This window comes from Granulicella cerasi, assembly GCF_025685575.1.
Classification (GTDB): Bacteria; Acidobacteriota; Terriglobia; order Terriglobales; family Acidobacteriaceae; genus Granulicella; species Granulicella cerasi.
This window is the reverse complement of sequence record NZ_JAGSYD010000002.1, coordinates 308,843-326,192: the sequence shown is the minus strand read 5'-3', so window position 1 is coordinate 326,192 and position 17,350 is coordinate 308,843. Positions and strand designations below refer to the sequence as shown.

Here is a 17,350-nt window from a genome sequence, read left to right as displayed (position 1 = left end):
TGATGCTGATTGATTCTCACTGCCATCTCGACGACTACACGGACCTGCCAGCGATCCTCGCGAACGCGAAGGCTGCGGGCGTGGAGGAAGTGCTCGCCATTGGCATCGGCAACGGGCCGTCGGAGATGCACGTTGCCGTGGACATCGCGCATCACTACGCCAATGTGTGGGCGTCGGTGGGCGTGCATCCGCAGGAAGCGCATCAGGTGAATCCGGAATCGCTGGCGATGCTGGCCACGCTGGCTTCCGACTCGCGCGTGATCGCGGTGGGCGAAATCGGCCTCGACTACTATCACGCGGAGAACCCTGATGTGGAGGTGCAGCAGCGTGCGTTTGTCGACCAGATGGCGATCGCCGCGCGGGTGCGGAAGCCGATCACGATTCATGTGCGAACGAGCGAACTCGCTCAGCCAGCGGCGAAGGCGCGCTTTGAGCAGCATGGCAACCCTGATGCTGCGTGGGATGACCTGCTGCGCCTGCTGAATGAGCATTGGAAGCCGACAGGGTTGCCGGGCATCATGCATTGCTTCAGCGGCAACATGACGCAGGCGAAGGCAGCGGTGGAGCTTGGGTTTTACTTGAGCTTCGCGGGCAACGTTACGTACGCAAAGTCGGCGGTGATTCAAGAGGTCGCGAAGTGGGTGCCGGGGGATCGCATGTTGGTGGAGACCGATGCGCCATTTCTGACGCCGGTGCCATTGCGCGGCAAGGTTTCGCAGAACGAGCCGGCGAATACGCTGCATACGGCGAGGTTTCTGGCGGAGTTGCGGAGTGAGTCGTTTGAGGACATCGCCGCGCAGACTACGGTGAACTTCCGTGTGCTGTTTCCGACGACGGCGTGAGAGAGGCGTTGCACGTTTTACGTTGTAAGTTGTGAAGGGTCGCGGGCGCCTTTGAAGGCCTGGAACTTAGAACGTACAACGTAGAACTCTCCGGTTTTGCCTTTCCTCTGCTAAGGCGCGGATAATAGAAGGCGTAGAAGGACGAGGGTGGATATGGCCGCAGATCAGAGCTTTGACGTTGTCAGCAAGGTAGAAGTACAGGAAGTGAAGAACGCGATCGACCAGGCGCAGAAGGAGATCACGACGCGCTTCGATCTGAAGAACACGAAGTCGACGATCGCCTTTGAGGGCGAGGACATCGTGCAGCTTGCATCGCAGGATGAGTACACGCTGAAGGCTGTGATCGACATTCTGCAGGCAAAGTTTGTGAAGCGCGGCGTCAGTCTGAAGAACCTCGAGTACGAGAAGATCGAGCCCGCGTCGGGTGCATCGGTCCGCCAGAAGATCAAGCTGAAGCAGGGCATCGCTTCGGATGTGGCAAAGAAGATCGTGGCGCTGATCAAGGACTCCAAGAAGAAGGCGCAGGCGTCGATTCAGGGCGATACGGTGCGCGTTTCGTCGAAGGACCGCGACACGTTGCAGGAGATCATGGGCCTGCTGCGCGGCAAGGACATGGGCGTTGAACTGCAGTTCACCAACTTCCGCTCGAACTAAGCGAGTAGACTAGGCAAAGCGTGAGTTCCTTTTCCATTGCGACCTCGGGCGAAGTGCTCGAACTGCTGCGTGACGACCTTGCTGCTGTAGAGCAGGAGTTCACGGTGCAGTCGCAGTCGCCCGTGCGCGTGGTGACGGACATCGCCGAGTATCTGATTGCTGGTGGTGGCAAGCGGATTCGTCCGCTGCTCTTACTGTTGGCGGCGAAGGCGCTGGGTTGCAAGGACGAGGCGCGCATCCGCCTGGGTGCTGTCGTCGAGATGCTGCATACGGCGACGCTGGTGCATGACGACATCATCGATGAAGCGTCGACGCGCCGCGGTAAGCCGAGCTCGAACACAACATGGGGCAACTCGAAGTGCGTGCTCGCGGGCGATTGGCTTTATATGCAGAGCTTTCGCACGGCGCTCGAAGAGCGCAACTTCCGTATGCTCGATCTGCTGATCTCGCTGACGCAGGAGATGGTGGAAGGCGAGTTGCTGCAGATGGAGAAGCTTGGCCATCTGATCAACGAGGAAGAGTACTTCGACCTGATCTATCGCAAGACCGCATCGCTGTTCAAGGTATCGATGCAGTTGGGTGCGGTGGTGGCGTATCCGCCGTCTGAGGGGATGCTGCCGTACGAAGAGGCGCTGGGTGAGTACGGACGCAACCTGGGGCTTGCGTTCCAGATTGTGGACGATGTTCTCGACCTGACCGCGCAGGATGTGATTCTCGGCAAGCCTGCGGCTTCGGATCTTCGTGAAGGCAAGGCGACGCTGGCGGTGATTCATGCGCTGGAGCGTGGCACGGGAGCCGATCGCGAGGCGATTCGCACGGTGATGGAAGATCGTGGTTTCGATCGCATTCGACACTCGCACATCCTTGAGATTCTGCGTCGTCACGGGTCGCTCGCCTATGCGATGGACACGGCGCAGGCATATGCAGAGGCTGCGCGTCAGTCGATTGCAGAGTTGCCGGAGACGGAGTTCAAGCGCGCGTTGATGTGGGTTCCAGGGTTTGTGACCAGCCGCGATCGTTAGGCGTCACGCACGTTGCTTCGAGCAGCGCAGATGTCCTTCGAGGATGACCAAGAAAAAGTGATCGCTTATGCGCGTTGATACTGACGCGGTGGGAAGCCCATGACGCGTTTGAAAGCTTTGCCGAAGGCGCTGGCGGATTCGTAGCCGAGAGAGGCGGCGATCTCGGCGAGTGATTCGCGTGAGCGTTGAAGCTTGTCGGCGGCTAGTTGCATGCGCCACTCCGTCAGGTACTCCATGGGCGAAAGGCCGACGGTTTGCTTGAAGCGCTGCGCGAAGACTGAGCGCGACATGCCGATTTCAGATGCGAGTGATTCGAGCGTCCAGCAGTGGTGTGGGCGTTCGTGCATCGCTGCGATGGCCGCGCCCATCTGCGGGTCGGCGAGCGCGGCAAGCCAGCCTTTCACAGGGCGTGTGTCGTCGGCGAAGTGCAGGCGCAGCGCCTCAATGAGCATGATGAACGCAAGCTGCTGTGTGATGAGCGCGCTGCCGGGGTCTTGCTGCTGCGCTTCGTTCCGCATGCGCTCGAGCGACCAGCGCATTGCGGCTTTGCCGTCTTCGTTGCGAATGTGGATGACTGGTGGCAGCGAACCAAGCAGGAGTTCTGCGTGCTTGCCTTGCAGTGCGAAGTGGCCGCCGAGCATGTAGGTGCTGCAGTTCTGTGGGACGAGTGTTTCGGCGGCGCGGCATTGTTCGCGCAGCGTCATGAAGTCAACGCGCGGCAGCGAGAGGTCCGTGGCGATGCAGAAGGGCGGGCCGGGCGGAAGGATGAAGCAGTCGCCTGCGGCCATGGGGATCGGCTCGGGGTGGCCCTCAAGCTCGAGCCAGGCGCTGCCGCTGGCGATGGCGTAGCACTTGATGCCGCCGTGGTACGGCCACTGGATGGCCACGCCTTCCGCAATGCCGTAGGCGCCTGCGGCGAGGCTGTGGACCTTCAGCAAGGCGAGGACTTCAGAGAGCGGATCCACGGTAAAACTCCTTCGGGACGAACGGGCCAATCTTGCGGACGAACGGAACGGAACGCGGAGGCGGTTGCCGCCATCTTTCTCAGTACAGGGCGCGCGAGCGTCTTAGCTTACGAGAGATAGGGTACAGGCTATGCGAGTTTTTCTTACGGGTGCGACGGGATTCATCGGAACGTATCTCATTCCCGAGCTGTTGGGCGCGGGACATCAGGTGATTGGACTCTCGCGTTCGGACGAGGGTGCGGCGAAGTTGCAGGCAGCGGGTGTCGAGGTGCTGCGTGGCACGCTCGAAGAGCCGCAGTCGCTGGTGCCGGGCGTGGAGAAGGCGGATGCGGTGATCCATTGTGCGTTTGACCATAACTTTGCGACCTTCGCGGCGAATGGCGAGAAGGACAAGAAGGCGATTCTGACGATGGGCGAGGCGCTGCTGGGATCGGATCGTCCGATGCTGATCACGTCGGGCGTAGCGCTGGGCAATCGTGGCGACGGCAAGCCAGCGACGGAAGACTACACGGACACGATTCATCAGAGCCCGCGTCAGTCGGAGTACGCAGGCCTTGAGCTGCTGGAGAAGGGCGTGAACCTGGGCGTCGTTCGTCTGCCACAGGTGCATGACACGGAGAAGTCGGGCTTGATTCCTTACTTTGCGGCAATCGCGAAGGAGAAGGGCGTATCAGGCTATCTGACCTCGGGTGCTACGGCGTGGTCGGCGGCGCATGTGACGGACGTCGCGCGACTGTACAAGCTGGCGATCGAGCGCGGCGAGAAGGGCGCGATCTATAACGCAGTGGACGAGAGCGGTGTGTCGTTCAAAGAGATCGCAGAGGTCATCGGCGCGAACCTGAAGGTGCCGGTGAAGGCGATTGAAGGCGAGGAGATTGCGTCGTTCTTCGGCTGGATGGCGGTGTTTGCGAAGATGGACTTCCGCGCGACGAGCGAGATTACGCAGAAGAAGCTGGGCTGGACGCCGACCGGGCCGGATCTGCTGTCGGACCTGAAGCAGACGAAGTTCTAGTTTGCCACCGAGCATGACAAAGGCCACTGCGTTTCAGCAGTGGCCTTTGCTTTGCGTGTGACTATTCTTCGTCGTCGGCGTATTCGTCTTCTTCGTCGCCTTCGCCTTCTTCCACAGCCATGGCGATGTCTTCAGTGCGGACTTCGCTGCTGGTTTCAGGTTCGACGAGGCGTTGGAGGCGTGCCTCGGCGTTGGCGAGTACGCTCTTGCAGGAGCGCGAGAGTTCAATGCCGCGCTCGAAGAGGGCGACGGACTCTTCGAGCGGAAGGTCGCCACGCTCGAGTTGGTCGACCACCTTTTCGAGCTCGCCGAGATCGTTTTCAAATGATGCCATGGTGCGGCTCCTTTTGCGGGTTAGATGGCGTCGAGAACTTCGACGGCTGCGGGGTATTTGCCGAACGGCGCGGAGACCTGCACGCCCTGCACGTCGTTGCGGACGGCGGCGAGCATCTCCTGTGCGATCTTGATGCCTTCTGCGAGTCCTTCTTCCTTGCTGGTGGTGGCAGCCATGCGTTGGAAGATCTCTTCGGGCATGGCGACCTTCAGGTCGTTCTTCATGAACTCCGCGTTCTTATAGCTCGTGAGCGGCCAGATGCCGGCGATCACCGGGATGCGGAACTGCTCGATGCGGCGCAGGAAGTCTTCCAGCAGGCGGAGGTCAAACACCGGCTGCGTAATCGCATACTCCGCACCAGCTTCCACCTTGGCGGCAAAGCGGCGGACCTCGTGCTCCATGTCAGGCAGGCCGGGGTTCGCGGCGACGCAGATGCTGAAGCCGGCGGAGGCGAAGATCGGGTTGCCGCCGATGTCGATGCCGCGGTTCAGGTTGCCGACGATGCGCGTGAGGCCGATGGCATCCACGTCGAAGACGGCGGTGGCGTCGGGATAGGCGCCCATCTTTGGCGGATCGCCGGTGAGGCAGAGGATGTTCTTGAGACCGATCGCTGCAGCCCCGAGCAGGTCGCTCTGGATGGCGAGCACGTTGCGGTCGCGGCAGGTGTAGTGGATGACCGTTTCAATGCCGACCTGCTGCTGCACCTGAGTGCAGAGGCTCATGGCGCTCATGCGCGCCGACGCGCGCGGTGAGTCGGGGATGTTGATCGCGTCGACGCCGTGGTCCTTCAGCAGGCGCGCGCCAGCGATCTCTTTGCTGGCGTCGAATCCTTTGGGCGGCACGATCTCAACAAGCGTGGCGAATTTGCCTTCGGCAATCTTGCGGCTGAGCGTCGAACGCTCGGCGAAGGGGATTGCGGCCACCGCTTTGGACTCATCGATGATGGTGGCGATGGGTGTGTCGCCCGCTTCGCCTGCGGCCTGGGCGTCCATGGCGCGGATGGCGGAGCGCATAGCGCGGACGTGCGCGGGCGTGGTGCCGCAGCAGCCTCCCACCCACGAGGCCCCGGCGCGAATAGCCTTGCGCGCGAAGCTGCCCATGTACTCCGGCGAGGTGAGATAGATGTTGCGGCCCTCGATCTCGCGGGGCAGACCGGCGTTCGGCATCGCGGCGATAGGAATCTCGACGGCGGCACGCATCTGCTGCACGGCTTCGAGTACGACCTGCGGGCCGGAGGAGCAGTTGGCTCCGACGGCAGCGGCACCGGCCGCGGCGAAGGCGCGAGCAGCGTCGGCGACGGTGGTGCCGTCGAGCAGCTTCACCTGGTCGTTGACGGTGATGAGCACAATAACCGGCAGTTGCGGCGCGACTTCGCGCGCGGCTGCGAGCGCTTCCAGTGCTTCAGCCTGCGACATCATGGTTTCGACGATCAGCAGATCAACGCCGCCCTCCGCGAGCGCGGCGATCTGTTCGGCGAAAGCTGCGCGAGCGTCAGCCGGGGAGACGTCCCCCTCGGGCGCGAGTTTGATGCCCAGCGAACCGATGGCTCCGGCGACGAAGGCCTGAGTGTTGTGCTTCTCGCGCGCGGCTTCAATGCACTGGCGGGCGAGCTGCGCCCCGGCCAGGTTGAAGGCGCGGACTTTCTCCTGCAGGTCGAAGTGCTTGAGACGGAAGCGGTTAGCGCCGAAGGTGTTGGTCTCGATGACCTGTGCGCCGGCCTGCAGATACTGCTGGTGGACGGAGCGGACGGTCTCCGGCTGGGATACATTCAGCTCGTCATAGCAGCGGTTGATGAACACGCCGCAGCCGTAGAGCATGGTGCCCATCGCGCCGTCGCAAAGCACGGTCTGGCCGTTGAAAAGTTTTTGGCGGACGTCTGCCATGGTTCTTCGCTTCCTACAGCCGTTGTGGCTAAACAACCATGGTATATCGCTCCGCTGGGCGAGCGGGTGGTTTGCTATACTCAGCCTATAAAGTTCGCGGCTGGTGCGGTGTTCGCGTTCGGTTTGGAGTGGTTCACGTTGAAGAAGAAAAGCGTCTTTGCCCGCCTGTTTGCCGGGCTTCTTCTGGTCACAGCCGTGTTGTCGATGTCCGGTTGCTCGACCGTTTTGTACTATCACCCCGGTTACACGTATTCGGGCCGTCCTACTCCTCCGAGCGGTCTGTATCAGCGCGTGCTGGTGACGTACACGACGAACGGCTCCAGCGGTGGCGCTGTGATGCTCGACGGTCTTCGTGACCTGCGCGGCAACATTCAGAATACCGTCACAAGCTTCCCGATTGCGGGTTTCTCGTCGGCGTATCCGAGCAAGATTCTGAACTTCCCCGAACAGACGCGTGGCTATGTTTATGGTTTGACCGATGGTGCACTCACCACGATCAACTACTCGACGGAAGCGGGGACGGGAACAGCGGCGAGTTTCGGCGCGTACTCGCCTTCGGTGGCGATGGAGCCCAATGCGACACGCTTCATGGGCGCTGTGTACTCGCAGGGCGTGCTGGAAGTGGCGCTGAGCGGCGGATCGTATGTGTCGCTGAACCTGCCGGGTGTGAACAAGGTCGTGATGAACGCGGGCAACTCGATTCTGCTCGCGATGGTGAATAACTCGAACACGGTGTATCGCGTCATCAAGCTGCCGCAGACGACTTCGCCGGTGTTGCCTCCGGGCTACATCGATTGCGAGCCGCTGACGAACCCGGTTTACTGCGTGGTTCCGGTGAAGGGCACCTTCGACCACCCCGTGGATGCTGCGTTTTCGACGGACGGCAGCGCGGTGTACGTTGTGAACTGCGGTCCTGAGTGCAGTGGAACGACGGCCAGCATTTCGGTCCTGCAGCCCGGCACGATCCAGGTGGACCAGATCCCCACGGTGGATCCGGCTTCGTCCGCAGCGCCGACCTCCATGCAGACGTTGCCGGTGGCGAACCCGATCCCGACCCCTGGCGGCGCGACCGTCGCTCTGAGCAACGGCACAAACCTCTACGTGGCCGGCCAACAGAAGGCGACGACAGGAAGCTACGCCGGCCTGTGGGCGGGGAATCTCAGCACGATCAACCTTTCGACCTACACGGTGACCTCGAAGGTTTCGATCTCCGACGGCAACCATACAAAGCTGCTCTTTGCCGACAACAGCACGCTGTGGGTGGGCGCGAATACCTGCGCGACGGGCGTGCGTGCGGCGACGGCGACGGCGGAACTGGCTGCTACGGGAACAACCGATGCCGCGGGCAACTACAACTGCCTGACGAGTGTTTCGCTGGCCGGTACAACGCCGGTAGCGACCATCGTGCCGACGGTGGTGCAGTCGAGCACGAACCCCACGACCGTGCCGTATCCGAACACCGATAACAACCAGTACTACTACGGCAACCTGACCGGTCTGTGCTGGGTGCAGAACTACAACAAGGTCTACACCGCCTACGGTGGGCAGATCCATGCGTTCAAGACGAGTGACAACTCGGAGATCGACAACTACTACCTCACGATCCAGGGCACAGCTTTGGACGTGGCGTACATGGACGCTCTGACGAACTCTTCCAACTAAATGGCTGACCTGCTCAAGGCGACATCGATCGACCCCGCATCCGAAGCTCGGAGCGGGGTCGATGTGCTTGCGATCGCAGCGCATCGCGATGACGTGGAGCAGACCTGCGGTGGCACCTTGCTGGTGCAGCAGTCGGCGGGATGGCGTACGGGGATCCTCGACCTGACGCGTGGCGAAGGCGGCACGCGAGGCTCTGCTGCAGAGCGTGAAGCCGAGGCGAACGCGGCGGCAAAGATTTTGCGGGTGTCGCATCGTGAAGCGCTCGACCTTCCGGACTCCAACGTGCAGAACACGCTGGAGAATCGTCTGAAGGTTGCGGCCGTCATTCGGCGCCTGCGTCCTCGGGTGGTGATTCTGCCGTACTGGCAGGGAAGGCATCCGGACCACTACACTTCGGCGACGCTGGGCTACGAGGCTTGCTTCCTTGCGGGACTCTCGCGGTTGGAGCTGGATCCTTCGCATGGCAAGCCGCATCGCCCATACAAGATTCTCTACGCTTCGTTGTATGCGGATGTGCGTCCGACGTTTGTCGTGGACATCACGCCGCACATCGAGACGCGGCTGGAGTCGCTGCTGGCCTACCGTTCGCAGTATGGTGCGCAGCGTGATGGCACGGGTCTATTCGTACCGGAAGAAGATATTCGCGAGCGCATGTATGCGACGGCGCGACATTACGGTCTGCTGGCGGGCGTTCGCTACGCGGAGCCCTTCGTGCAGAAGGAAGTCGCTCTCGTCCATGACCTTGTGACGTTGACTGTTGCCAGCGTGTGAAAGTTCATCGCACTTCCCGTTCGTCCCGTAGCACGAAAAGAAAAATACCTCTCCTCCAATCCAACTGATTCGACACGCCGTATCTCTCACGTGGAGTACAGCAATTCTTTTCGCGCTCGCGAGAGCGTGAGTCCCGTCGACATGACGTCGCGGTGATGACACGTGTGTCTGCAGCACCGTGCTTTCGCCTCTTCGCCCTAATCCCGAAGTACTCAGGAGAAGCACCGTGGATCCCATGACAGGCACATTGCAACGCCTTGTCGAGAAAGCGCGCAGTCGGCGTTCCTTTCTCGCAGGAGCAGGATCGGTAGCGGCGGCAGCGGCACTCGCTGGTTGCAGCGATGACGGCACAATCATTGCACCGAAGATCGCCTCCTACAGCGATGCGGACATTCTTACGTTCGCGCTGAACCTGGAGTATCTGGAGGCAGAGTTCTATCTGCGCGCGGCGACGGGTGCAGGCCTGGCTTCGACGGACACCGGGTCCTCGGCAGGCGCCGTGACCGTCCCGACGACGACCAAGCTTAGCGGCCTGACGAACTTTCAGCAGAACCTGCTGAACGAGTTGGCTTACACCGAACAGCAGCATGTGAAGGCGCTGCGCGCGGCGCTGACCGCCGCAGGTGCCACACCGGTGAGCCGTCCGGCCATCGACTTTGTGACGCCGTTCAACACGCTTGCTTCGCTTGCAGGTATCGGTTCGTCGCTCAACGCGTTCACGAACTTCGATACGTTCATCACCGCAGCAGCGCTGTTTGAAGATGTCGGCGTAACGGCGTACGCAGGAGCTGCAACGGCGATCAGCGCGGCCGGTGTGAAGAGCGGCATTCTTGCTGCGGCTGCGGGCATCATGGCGACCGAGGCCTATCACGGCGCAACGCTGCGCGGCTATCTCACCTCGCAGGCGTACACGCTGGGCACCACCGCGTATCCGTACTACACCTACTTCAACCAGTTGCAGACGGTGATCTCGACGCTCTCGACCAACTACGGTACGGTAGCGCTTGCTGGTCCTACGGCGGCCCCGCAGACTACGGTTCCTTCGACGGTCATCGCTTCGACGATCGTTCCTGCGGACGCGAACGGCCTGGCTCTGCCGCGTTCGACGGATCAGGTACTGCACATCGTTTACGGCACGCTCTCCAACACCTCCGGCTCGACGACCTCGGCTGCAGGCGTGACCAAGGGCGGCTTCTTTCCGGCGGGACTCAACGGCAACATCTCTACGACGCAGTCGTAACAGAGGAGCGAACATGGCGAACCAGGAAACACAGCAACTCGACAACATTATTGCCAGCCGTCGCACTCTTCTGATGGGTGGCGGAGCAGCGGCGCTGGCAGCAGCGTTTCTGCCGAAGCAGGCGAACGCGCAGTTGACCCCGTCAATCATCGGCGACACGGACATCCTCAACTTTGCGTTGAACCTTGAGTACCTCGAGGCCAACTTCTACTACCTTGCGGCGTACGGTACGACGATCTACGGCGCAGCCAGCCCGATCGCCATCACCGGCACAGGCACGCAGGGCACCGTGACCACGGTGGCGTCGCCGAAGGTGACGTTCACTTCACCCGCGCTTGCAGCGTACGCGCTGGAAACGGCTATTGAAGAAGGTCGTCACGTCAACTTCCTACGCAGTGCTCTGAGCACGGCTGCGGTGGCGATGCCGGCGATCGATCTCAGCTCGAACTCCAGCGGTACGGGTGCGTTCGATAAGCTTGCGACCGCTGCAGGCATCGCGGCAACGTTCAATCCCTTTGCGAACCAGGCGAACTTCCTGATCGCTGCGTATGTATTCGAGGACGTAGGCGTCACGGCATACTCAGGCGCGGCGCCGTTGCTGAGCACAGCCACGCAGCCCAGCGGCAACCTGAAGGCTGCCGCGAGCATTCTGGCGGTGGAGGCTTATCACGCGGGCCTGATTCGCTCGACGCTGAACTCGCTCGATCCGACGGGTTCGCTGGGCTACATCGGTTTGACGCAGAAGGTGTCCACGCTGCGCCAGACGTTGTCGAAGGCAGCGAACTCCTCCGTGACTACGGACGATGTCCCGCTGACTACCGCCACGACGGTAACGCTCGCCGGCACGGCAGGCTATCCGGCGACGACGATTGCAGACGCTGACAGCACCAACGAGATCGCGTTCTCACGCACGACGAGCTCGGTGCTGAACATCGTGACCGGTGGTGGTTTGAACGCCTCGGGAACGAAGTCTACGGGAGTCTTTTATCCTGCGGGCATGAACGGCACGATCGCATAACTTTTCACCCTCAGGAAAGGCAAAGGGCGCGCTCGCAAGTGAGCGCGCCCTTTGTCGTGGATGGTACGGAAGCTACGGCGCGGTGATGGGCATTTCCGGGCTGCGCGGTGCGCCGAGGCGCGGCACGAGCAGTTGGAAGATGCCGAGCGCGATCAGGTAGCTGACCGACGCGATGCCGAATACAAGCAGCGGATGCAGCGAGAGAGTGTGCTTCACCATGTAGGTGAAGATCGCGCCGCCGATAGCGCCGGCCGCGCCACCGATGCCGACAACGGTGGAGACTGCGGTGGCAGGGAACATGTCGGACGGCGTGGAGAAGATGTTCGCCGACCAGCCTTGATGTGCTGCTGCGGCCACGGCGATCACAATCGTTGCGGGCCAGGAGTTTGCGGGGAAAAGCTCGCCGAGATGCGGCACGATCACCATCGGAACGACCAGCACTGCCATACAGAGCATCGCGATCTTACGACCGAAGTTGATGGTGTGGCCGCGCTTCATGATGGTGCCGGAAAGCGCTCCGCCGAAGATGGATCCGACCGAACTGACGACATACACCGTCACAATGTAGCGATATGCATGGTCGAGGTCGAGGCCGTACGTGCGGTTGAGGAACTGCGGCAGATAGAAGAGATAGAACCACCAGACGCCGTCGGTGAGGCCTTTGCCGATGGCGAAGGCGTAGGTGCCGGGGTTGGAGAAGATGCTTGCGAGCGGGTGCGACTGCTGTACGACGGGCTCAAGATTCGCCTGCGTCATGGTGCCTGTACGGCGCAGCTTGTTGTACGGGAAGGCGAGCCAGAGTACGAGCCACACGGCGCCCATGCTGCCGGTGGCGAGGAAGGCGTAGCGCCATCCCCAGCGCGTGGTGACGGCCGTGATGATGAGCGGCGCGAGGAAGAAGCTGACGTTTGAGCCAGAGTTGAAGAGGCCGATGGCCTTGCCGCGTTCTTCGGCGGGGAACCACTCGGTGATGGCCTTGATGGCGGCGGGGAAGTTGCCCGCTTCGCCGAGGCCGAGCACGATGCGCGCGATGCAGAAGCCCGCTACGCCGGTGACGAGCGAGTGCGACATCGATGCGATTCCCCAGATAGCGATCGCGACCGCGTAGCCCGCCTTGGCTCCCAGCTTGTCGATGACGCGGCCGGCGGTGAGCAGGCCAACACCGTAGGCGATCTGGAAGCAGATGACGACGTTGCCGAAGTTGTTGTCGAAGGCCGGTTGGTGCAGCTTGTCGGCGGCGTGGTCCCAACCCATGAAGGAGACGTTGTGCAGCAGCGGCTCGATGAACGAGAAGACGCTGCGGTCCATGTAGTTGATGGTCGTCGCAAGGAAGACGAGGAAACAGACGTACCAGCGTAGGTTGGAGCGCGAGGAGTCTTCGGCGGTGAATTCAGTCATGCGTTCGGGCAGCTTCCTTCGGTCTTGGCAACGAGTGTCTTGGATTGTAGACACGGGTGTCAACCTGTAAGGCAGCTATCTTTCGCCGCGCGGCTTAATGTCCTGTCACGCCCATGGCCAGGTAGGGGCAGATCAGGAAGAAAAGCACGAGGAAGAGCATCAGGACATCGGCGTAAATGCACATGAGCACGCCTGCGTGATACCAGTCCCAGCGGGCTTTCATATTGCGGGTGGTGTCGAGTGTGCCCAGAAGGATGATGCCCAGCGGCACGACGAGCACCGGCGCAGGCTGCAGATGCGGGAAGTGCGCCAGCGGGACGGAGACCAAGAATCCGCCGAAGGAGATCGTGTTCGCCCGGGCCAGCGATTTCCTGCGCCAATCTAGAAAGCGAAACGTCATCCCTACTGACAGGGTACGCCTTTGCGCGAGGGTGCGTAGGAAGGCGATGTCGCGATGTGCGACAACGCCCTAGACGATCAGGGTTTCGCAGCCGTGGGCGCTGTCGCGGGTGGGTCCCCGGAAGGGAGCTTGGGAGCGTCGGGCGGGGGCGCGAGTTTCGCCACCGAGGCGACCGGGATTTCGACCACGCCAAAGCGGGCGGCGGAGACGTCTTCCACGCCGATGCGGAGGAACATTTCGCCGCCGCCTTTGGCCGGGACGCTGATCGCAAAGCGGCCGCGCACGACCTTGCGGAAGGCCTCGTAGTTTTCCGGCGTCAGGTTCAGGTGGATCGTTTCGCCGCTGGTGTTCAGCAGACGCCCATCGCGGTCGTAGAGGAAGACCGAGAAGGCGATACCGCCCTGGAAGCGCCCTTGCGGGGACTTGGTGAGGCTGAAGGCGCTGCCGGGGATCGCGTAGTCCACAAGGAAGTCGCGGAACGGCGGCTTGATGGGATGGATGGGGTCGGGGGCGTTGTTGGGGGCAAACTTGTCGGAGGTGCTTGTGGAGGCGGGCAGCACGCGCACCTTGAAGAGGATGTCCTGCGGCGTGGGCGCGCCGTGCGCCATGGCGGTGCGCTCGTAGGCGGCGGCCTGCGTCGCGCTGGTGAGCTTGTCCTCGGTGGTGACGGGAGTGTTGGGCGTGGCTTCCGGTCGCTTCTTCGGCGTCGGCGCGTTGGGGTCAAACGCGTAGTAACCGTGGCGATAGGAGAGCTGGTAGCCCGAACCCGCGAGCGCAGGCGCGAGTTCGACGCGAATGTTGCGGTAGCTGCCGTCCCACTTCTTATTGCTCGGTGAGTACGCCAGCGTGTAGTAGTTCGAGCCGGAGTCGATGGCCTTTGAGACAGCGCTGGTAAGGTCGTTGGTGTTGTAGAAGGCGCGGCCGCCGGTGTCGTCGGCGAGCTGATTCATGGTGATGTGCTCATCGGCCTGCGACTGATTGAACTGGGCGATCTTGTTCCCGAAGGCCTGAGGGTTGCGCGAGAAGCTGCGGCCGCTTTGCGCAGCGGAGAAGGTCGGGTCGACCATGAGGCCGCGCGCGTCCACGGGATAAACCGCGACCTGCGACCGGGCGAGCAGATTGGTCGTTTCGCGGAACTCGTCTTCGTTCAGGTTCATCACGGAGAACGGGTTGTCGAGCGTGGCATCCGGCATGATGTTGATGGGGAACGAGCCCGAGAACCAGATGAGGTTTTTGCGGCCGGGGAAGTTCTGCAGATAGTGCGCGAGCGTGTTGAAGGCGTCGAGCGTGTATTGCACGCGGAACTGCGTCATCTGTGCGTTCATCTGCGTCTGGAACTGCTGCAGCGAGGAGGCTGCGAGCGAGCCGCTGATGTCGCTGGCGGGAGTGAGGTCGTCGAGGCTGTCGACGGCCTCGCTGGAGCCAGCGGCGCCGTCAAGCATGGTGGACTGGCGCGCTGTGAGCTTCTTCTGCAGGGAATCCTTGAGTGTCTGCGGGTCCGACGAGAATCCCTGCAGCATATACAGGCGATTGGAGAGGCCAAAGATAGCGATGCGCTGGCCGGCGGGCGCCTTCTTGATGAAGTCGAGCAGCTGCTGACGTACGAAGACCTGGTCCTGGATCGGCGTGTTGAGGCTATCGAGCAGAAGAATGTTGAGCGCGCCGCCTTCGGGGGTGGGCGTGTAGTTGGTAAAGGTGCCGGCAGGCATGGGCGGCAGCTCGGGCCCAGGCTTTGCGGTCGCGGCAGAGTGCTCTTCGAAGTGGCGCACGCCTTGCGGGTGCTTATCCTCCGAAAGAACGAAGCTGTCTTTGCTAAGGCCGTGGATGGGGTTGCCTTTTTTGTCCTGCACGGTGACGTCGACGAGCACGATCTGTGTGCTGGCGTGGATGGTCGGCATCGTGGGTTCCTGCTCCTGCTGCGCGGGCAGCGTGGCGGAAGCGAGGGCAAGCAGGGCGACTGCGAAAACTCGACGCATCAAAGGCCTCTGAAAGAGAATCGTTTGCAGTATAGACAGAAGCCGTGCGCAGATAGTTGCGCACGGCTTCGGGATTCGCGGTTTTGCCCTCGGAGATCGCGCGACTTGCCGAGATGGCGAGCGGCAGATTCTCTTCGGGAATGGGAAACAAAAACTACTTCGTCTGCTTGGACATTGCTGCGATGGACTCTTCAAACGGTGCGCGCAGCACGCCGCGCTCGGTGATGATCGCGGTGATGTACTTGGCGGGCGTGACGTCGAAGGCCGGGTTCGCGATGCCGACACCGTCGGGCGTTACCTGCACGCCGTTCACGTGGGTGACTTCCTTCGCGGCGCGCTCTTCGATGGGGATGTCCTTGCCGTTGAGCGTTTCGATGTCGATGGTGTTGAAGGGCGCGGCAACGTAGAACGGGATGCCGTGCTCTTTGCAGAGGATGGCGACAGAGTAGGTGCCGATCTTGTTAGCGGTGTCACCGTTGGCGGCGATGCGGTCTGCGCCGACGATGGCGGCCTTGATGCGGCCCTGGCCCATAAAGTAGCCGGCCATGTTGTCGCAGATGAGCGTGGTGGGGATGTTGTCCTTCGTGAGCTCCCACGCGGTGAGGCGTGTGCCCTGGTTGAAGGGGCGCGTCTCGTCGGCGAAGACGTCGATCTTATAGCCGCGCTCTACAGCGGCGCGGATGACGCCGAGCGCTGAGCCGTAGCCGCAGGCAGCAAGGGCTCCAGCATTGCAGTGGGTGAGGATCGTGCCTTCCTTCGGCAGCAGGTCTGCGCCGTACGCGCCGAGGACCTTGAGGTTGGCGATGTCTTCGTCGTAGAGCGTCTGCGCGAGTGCGACGACCTGCGATTTGATCTCGTCGATGGCGACGTTCTCAGCCGCGAGCTTGTTGTACAGGTCGCGGATCTGCGCGATGCCCCAGAAGAGATTGACGGCCGTGGGGCGCGTCTTTGCGAGCGTATCGCAGATGACCTCAACTTCGGCGTTCAGGTCCGGAAGGGTGACGGCGGTGGACTGCTGGATGCCGAGGGCCACGCCCATTGCGCCAGAGACGCCGATGGCCATCGCGCCGCGCACGACCATGTTGCGAATGACGTCGGCGACTTCGTTGTAGTTGCGGGCGAGAACGTAGGTCTCGACTTGCGGGAGCTTGGTCTGATCGAGGAAGCTGACGCCTTCAGACGTCCATTGCAGGGTGGGAATCATCGTGTATCCAGTTTATCGCTTGCGGGTTTAGTTGAGCTTGTCGAGGTGTTGGAAGCCGCCGGTGGCGAAGGCCATCTCGCAGAAGAGGAGCATGTCGTAGGCGGCATGAACGATGACGGCTGCGGCTACAGAGTGCGTGCGGATGCGCACAATGCTGAAGAGCACCGAGACGACGAAGAGCACTGAAACGACTCCCCAGGCGTGATGCAGTTGCGGTGCGTGCAGCAACGCGAAGACGAGGCTGGAGAGCAGCGTGGCAAAGGTCCAAGCCGTCATGGTGTGGTTCGCGGTGGTGTCCCATCGACGCAGGCCGGCGGGCGTGCGATCGAGTGTGAGCCAGTCATACGCGGTGGCCAGTGAGGGCAGCAGGAAACCGCGGAATGCGATCTCCTCCATGAGCGCAGGAAGCGTGCCGCCTATGATCAGGGTGAGCCAGGAGGAAAGCTGCGTCTTGAAGAGGCCGACGACGTCGGACTCACTCGTGGGCCCGGTGAGATGGTTGATGGCCAACTGCGCCAGCACGCTCAGCGTGATGCCCAGGAGGAGCAGCTTCCACCAGTGAAGCTTTGCCGGGCGCGTGTTCCAGTGGATGCCGTCGGGAAAGCTGCGTTCCCAGAGGAGCGGGAAGATGAAGAAGGAGATGGCGAGAGCGAGCAGATAGCTGATGGCTTGTGCTGCGCCGAGGATCAGCGGGTGCTTGATGGCTTCGCCCGGTGCGCCTGCATGAGCAACGCCGAGCGCGACCGCGCTGCAGAGCAGCATGCAGAAGCCCGTGAGCGAGAAGAAGACCGCAGTGTGTCCGAGGTGGGGGATGCGGCGTGCGGGGGGGACTTCTTTCGCCGGATCGGTGTCGTGCTGAATGTCGAGCGGCTCGGCGGCGTCGAAGGTGACCAACTCGGCGGGCGTGAGCGCGGGGTCAGGAAGCTCGGCGAGGTCTGCGTTCGGGTTCTTGCGTTCGTTCGGCATCTG

General features: G+C 62.0%; 16 protein-coding genes. 8 read left to right on the top strand and 8 right to left on the bottom strand.

The annotated features are described in order from the left end of the window. Nucleotides 1-2: 2 nt before the first annotated feature. The 3 genes from OHL11_RS06850 to OHL11_RS06840 all read left to right on the top strand — a co-directional run bounded on the left by OHL11_RS06850 (nt 3) and on the right by OHL11_RS06840 (nt 2,518). The gene (locus OHL11_RS06850) at nt 3-842 is read left to right on the top strand and encodes a TatD family hydrolase (RefSeq protein WP_317890632.1); all 840 of its coding nucleotides are present in this window, start codon (nt 3-5) and stop codon (nt 840-842) included. Nucleotides 843-995: 153 nt separating this feature from the next. Further along, a complete protein-coding gene (locus OHL11_RS06845) occupies nt 996-1,496 on the top strand; it encodes a YajQ family cyclic di-GMP-binding protein (protein WP_263370751.1) in 501 nt (166 codons plus the stop codon). 20 nt (nt 1,497-1,516) lie between these two features. After that, nucleotides 1,517-2,518 (top strand): polyprenyl synthetase family protein, encoded by a 1,002-nt coding sequence (locus tag OHL11_RS06840; protein ID WP_263370750.1) that lies wholly within the window; start codon nt 1,517-1,519, stop codon nt 2,516-2,518. A 65-nt stretch (nt 2,519-2,583) separates the two neighbouring features. Here the strand turns inward: OHL11_RS06840 and OHL11_RS06835 are convergent, their stop codons facing one another. Next, on the bottom strand, nt 2,584-3,483 hold the full coding sequence (locus OHL11_RS06835) for an AraC family transcriptional regulator (protein ID WP_263370749.1): 900 nt from the start codon (nt 3,481-3,483) through the stop codon (nt 2,584-2,586). Between the two features lie 130 nt (nt 3,484-3,613). Between OHL11_RS06835 and OHL11_RS06830 the strand changes: the two genes are divergently transcribed. Next, the gene (locus tag OHL11_RS06830) at nt 3,614-4,495 is read left to right on the top strand and encodes an SDR family oxidoreductase (protein ID WP_263370748.1); all 882 of its coding nucleotides are present in this window, start codon (nt 3,614-3,616) and stop codon (nt 4,493-4,495) included. A gap of 61 nt (nt 4,496-4,556) precedes the next feature. Here OHL11_RS06830 and xseB read toward each other — a convergent pair whose 3' ends face one another. Both xseB and OHL11_RS06820 read right to left on the bottom strand, forming a co-directional pair. Then, nucleotides 4,557-4,829 (bottom strand): exodeoxyribonuclease VII small subunit, encoded by a 273-nt coding sequence (xseB, locus tag OHL11_RS06825; RefSeq protein WP_263370747.1) that lies wholly within the window; start codon nt 4,827-4,829, stop codon nt 4,557-4,559. Between the two features lie 20 nt (nt 4,830-4,849). Further along, nucleotides 4,850-6,712 (bottom strand): bifunctional homocysteine S-methyltransferase/methylenetetrahydrofolate reductase, encoded by a 1,863-nt coding sequence (locus tag OHL11_RS06820; protein WP_263370746.1) that lies wholly within the window; start codon nt 6,710-6,712, stop codon nt 4,850-4,852. A gap of 138 nt (nt 6,713-6,850) precedes the next feature. Between OHL11_RS06820 and OHL11_RS06815 the strand changes: the two genes are divergently transcribed. The 4 genes from OHL11_RS06815 (at nt 6,851) to OHL11_RS06800 (ending at nt 11,403) form a co-directional block, all read left to right on the top strand. Further along, nucleotides 6,851-8,374 (top strand): hypothetical protein, encoded by a 1,524-nt coding sequence (locus OHL11_RS06815; RefSeq protein WP_263370745.1) that lies wholly within the window; start codon nt 6,851-6,853, stop codon nt 8,372-8,374. After that, a complete protein-coding gene (gene bshB1 / locus OHL11_RS06810) occupies nt 8,375-9,145 on the top strand; it encodes a bacillithiol biosynthesis deacetylase BshB1 (protein ID WP_263370744.1) in 771 nt (256 codons plus the stop codon). Between the two features lie 235 nt (nt 9,146-9,380). Beyond that, nucleotides 9,381-10,385 carry a ferritin-like domain-containing protein gene (locus OHL11_RS06805; RefSeq protein ID WP_263371260.1) on the top strand — a complete coding sequence of 335 codons (1,005 nt, stop codon included), beginning with the start codon at nt 9,381-9,383 and terminating at the stop codon, nt 10,383-10,385. Between the two features lie 13 nt (nt 10,386-10,398). Next, the gene (locus OHL11_RS06800) at nt 10,399-11,403 is read left to right on the top strand and encodes a ferritin-like domain-containing protein (RefSeq protein WP_263370743.1); all 1,005 of its coding nucleotides are present in this window, start codon (nt 10,399-10,401) and stop codon (nt 11,401-11,403) included. Nucleotides 11,404-11,475: 72 nt separating this feature from the next. Here the strand turns inward: OHL11_RS06800 and OHL11_RS06795 are convergent, their stop codons facing one another. The 5 genes from OHL11_RS06795 to OHL11_RS06775 all read right to left on the bottom strand — a co-directional run bounded on the left by OHL11_RS06795 (nt 11,476) and on the right by OHL11_RS06775 (nt 17,347). Further along, the gene (locus OHL11_RS06795) at nt 11,476-12,801 is read right to left on the bottom strand and encodes an MFS transporter (RefSeq protein WP_263370742.1); all 1,326 of its coding nucleotides are present in this window, start codon (nt 12,799-12,801) and stop codon (nt 11,476-11,478) included. A 94-nt stretch (nt 12,802-12,895) separates the two neighbouring features. Next, a complete protein-coding gene (locus OHL11_RS06790) occupies nt 12,896-13,201 on the bottom strand; it encodes a permease (protein ID WP_263370741.1) in 306 nt (101 codons plus the stop codon). 77 nt (nt 13,202-13,278) lie between these two features. Beyond that, nucleotides 13,279-15,177 (bottom strand): VWA domain-containing protein, encoded by a 1,899-nt coding sequence (locus OHL11_RS06785; RefSeq protein ID WP_263370740.1) that lies wholly within the window; start codon nt 15,175-15,177, stop codon nt 13,279-13,281. Between the two features lie 154 nt (nt 15,178-15,331). Then, nucleotides 15,332-16,381, bottom strand: coding sequence for an S-methyl-5-thioribose-1-phosphate isomerase (gene mtnA / locus OHL11_RS06780; RefSeq protein ID WP_263370739.1), 1,050 nt, complete (start codon nt 16,379-16,381; stop codon nt 15,332-15,334). A gap of 27 nt (nt 16,382-16,408) precedes the next feature. Continuing rightward, a complete protein-coding gene (locus tag OHL11_RS06775; RefSeq protein ID WP_263370738.1) occupies nt 16,409-17,347 on the bottom strand; it encodes a CPBP family intramembrane glutamic endopeptidase in 939 nt (312 codons plus the stop codon). Nucleotides 17,348-17,350: the final 3 nt, after the last annotated feature.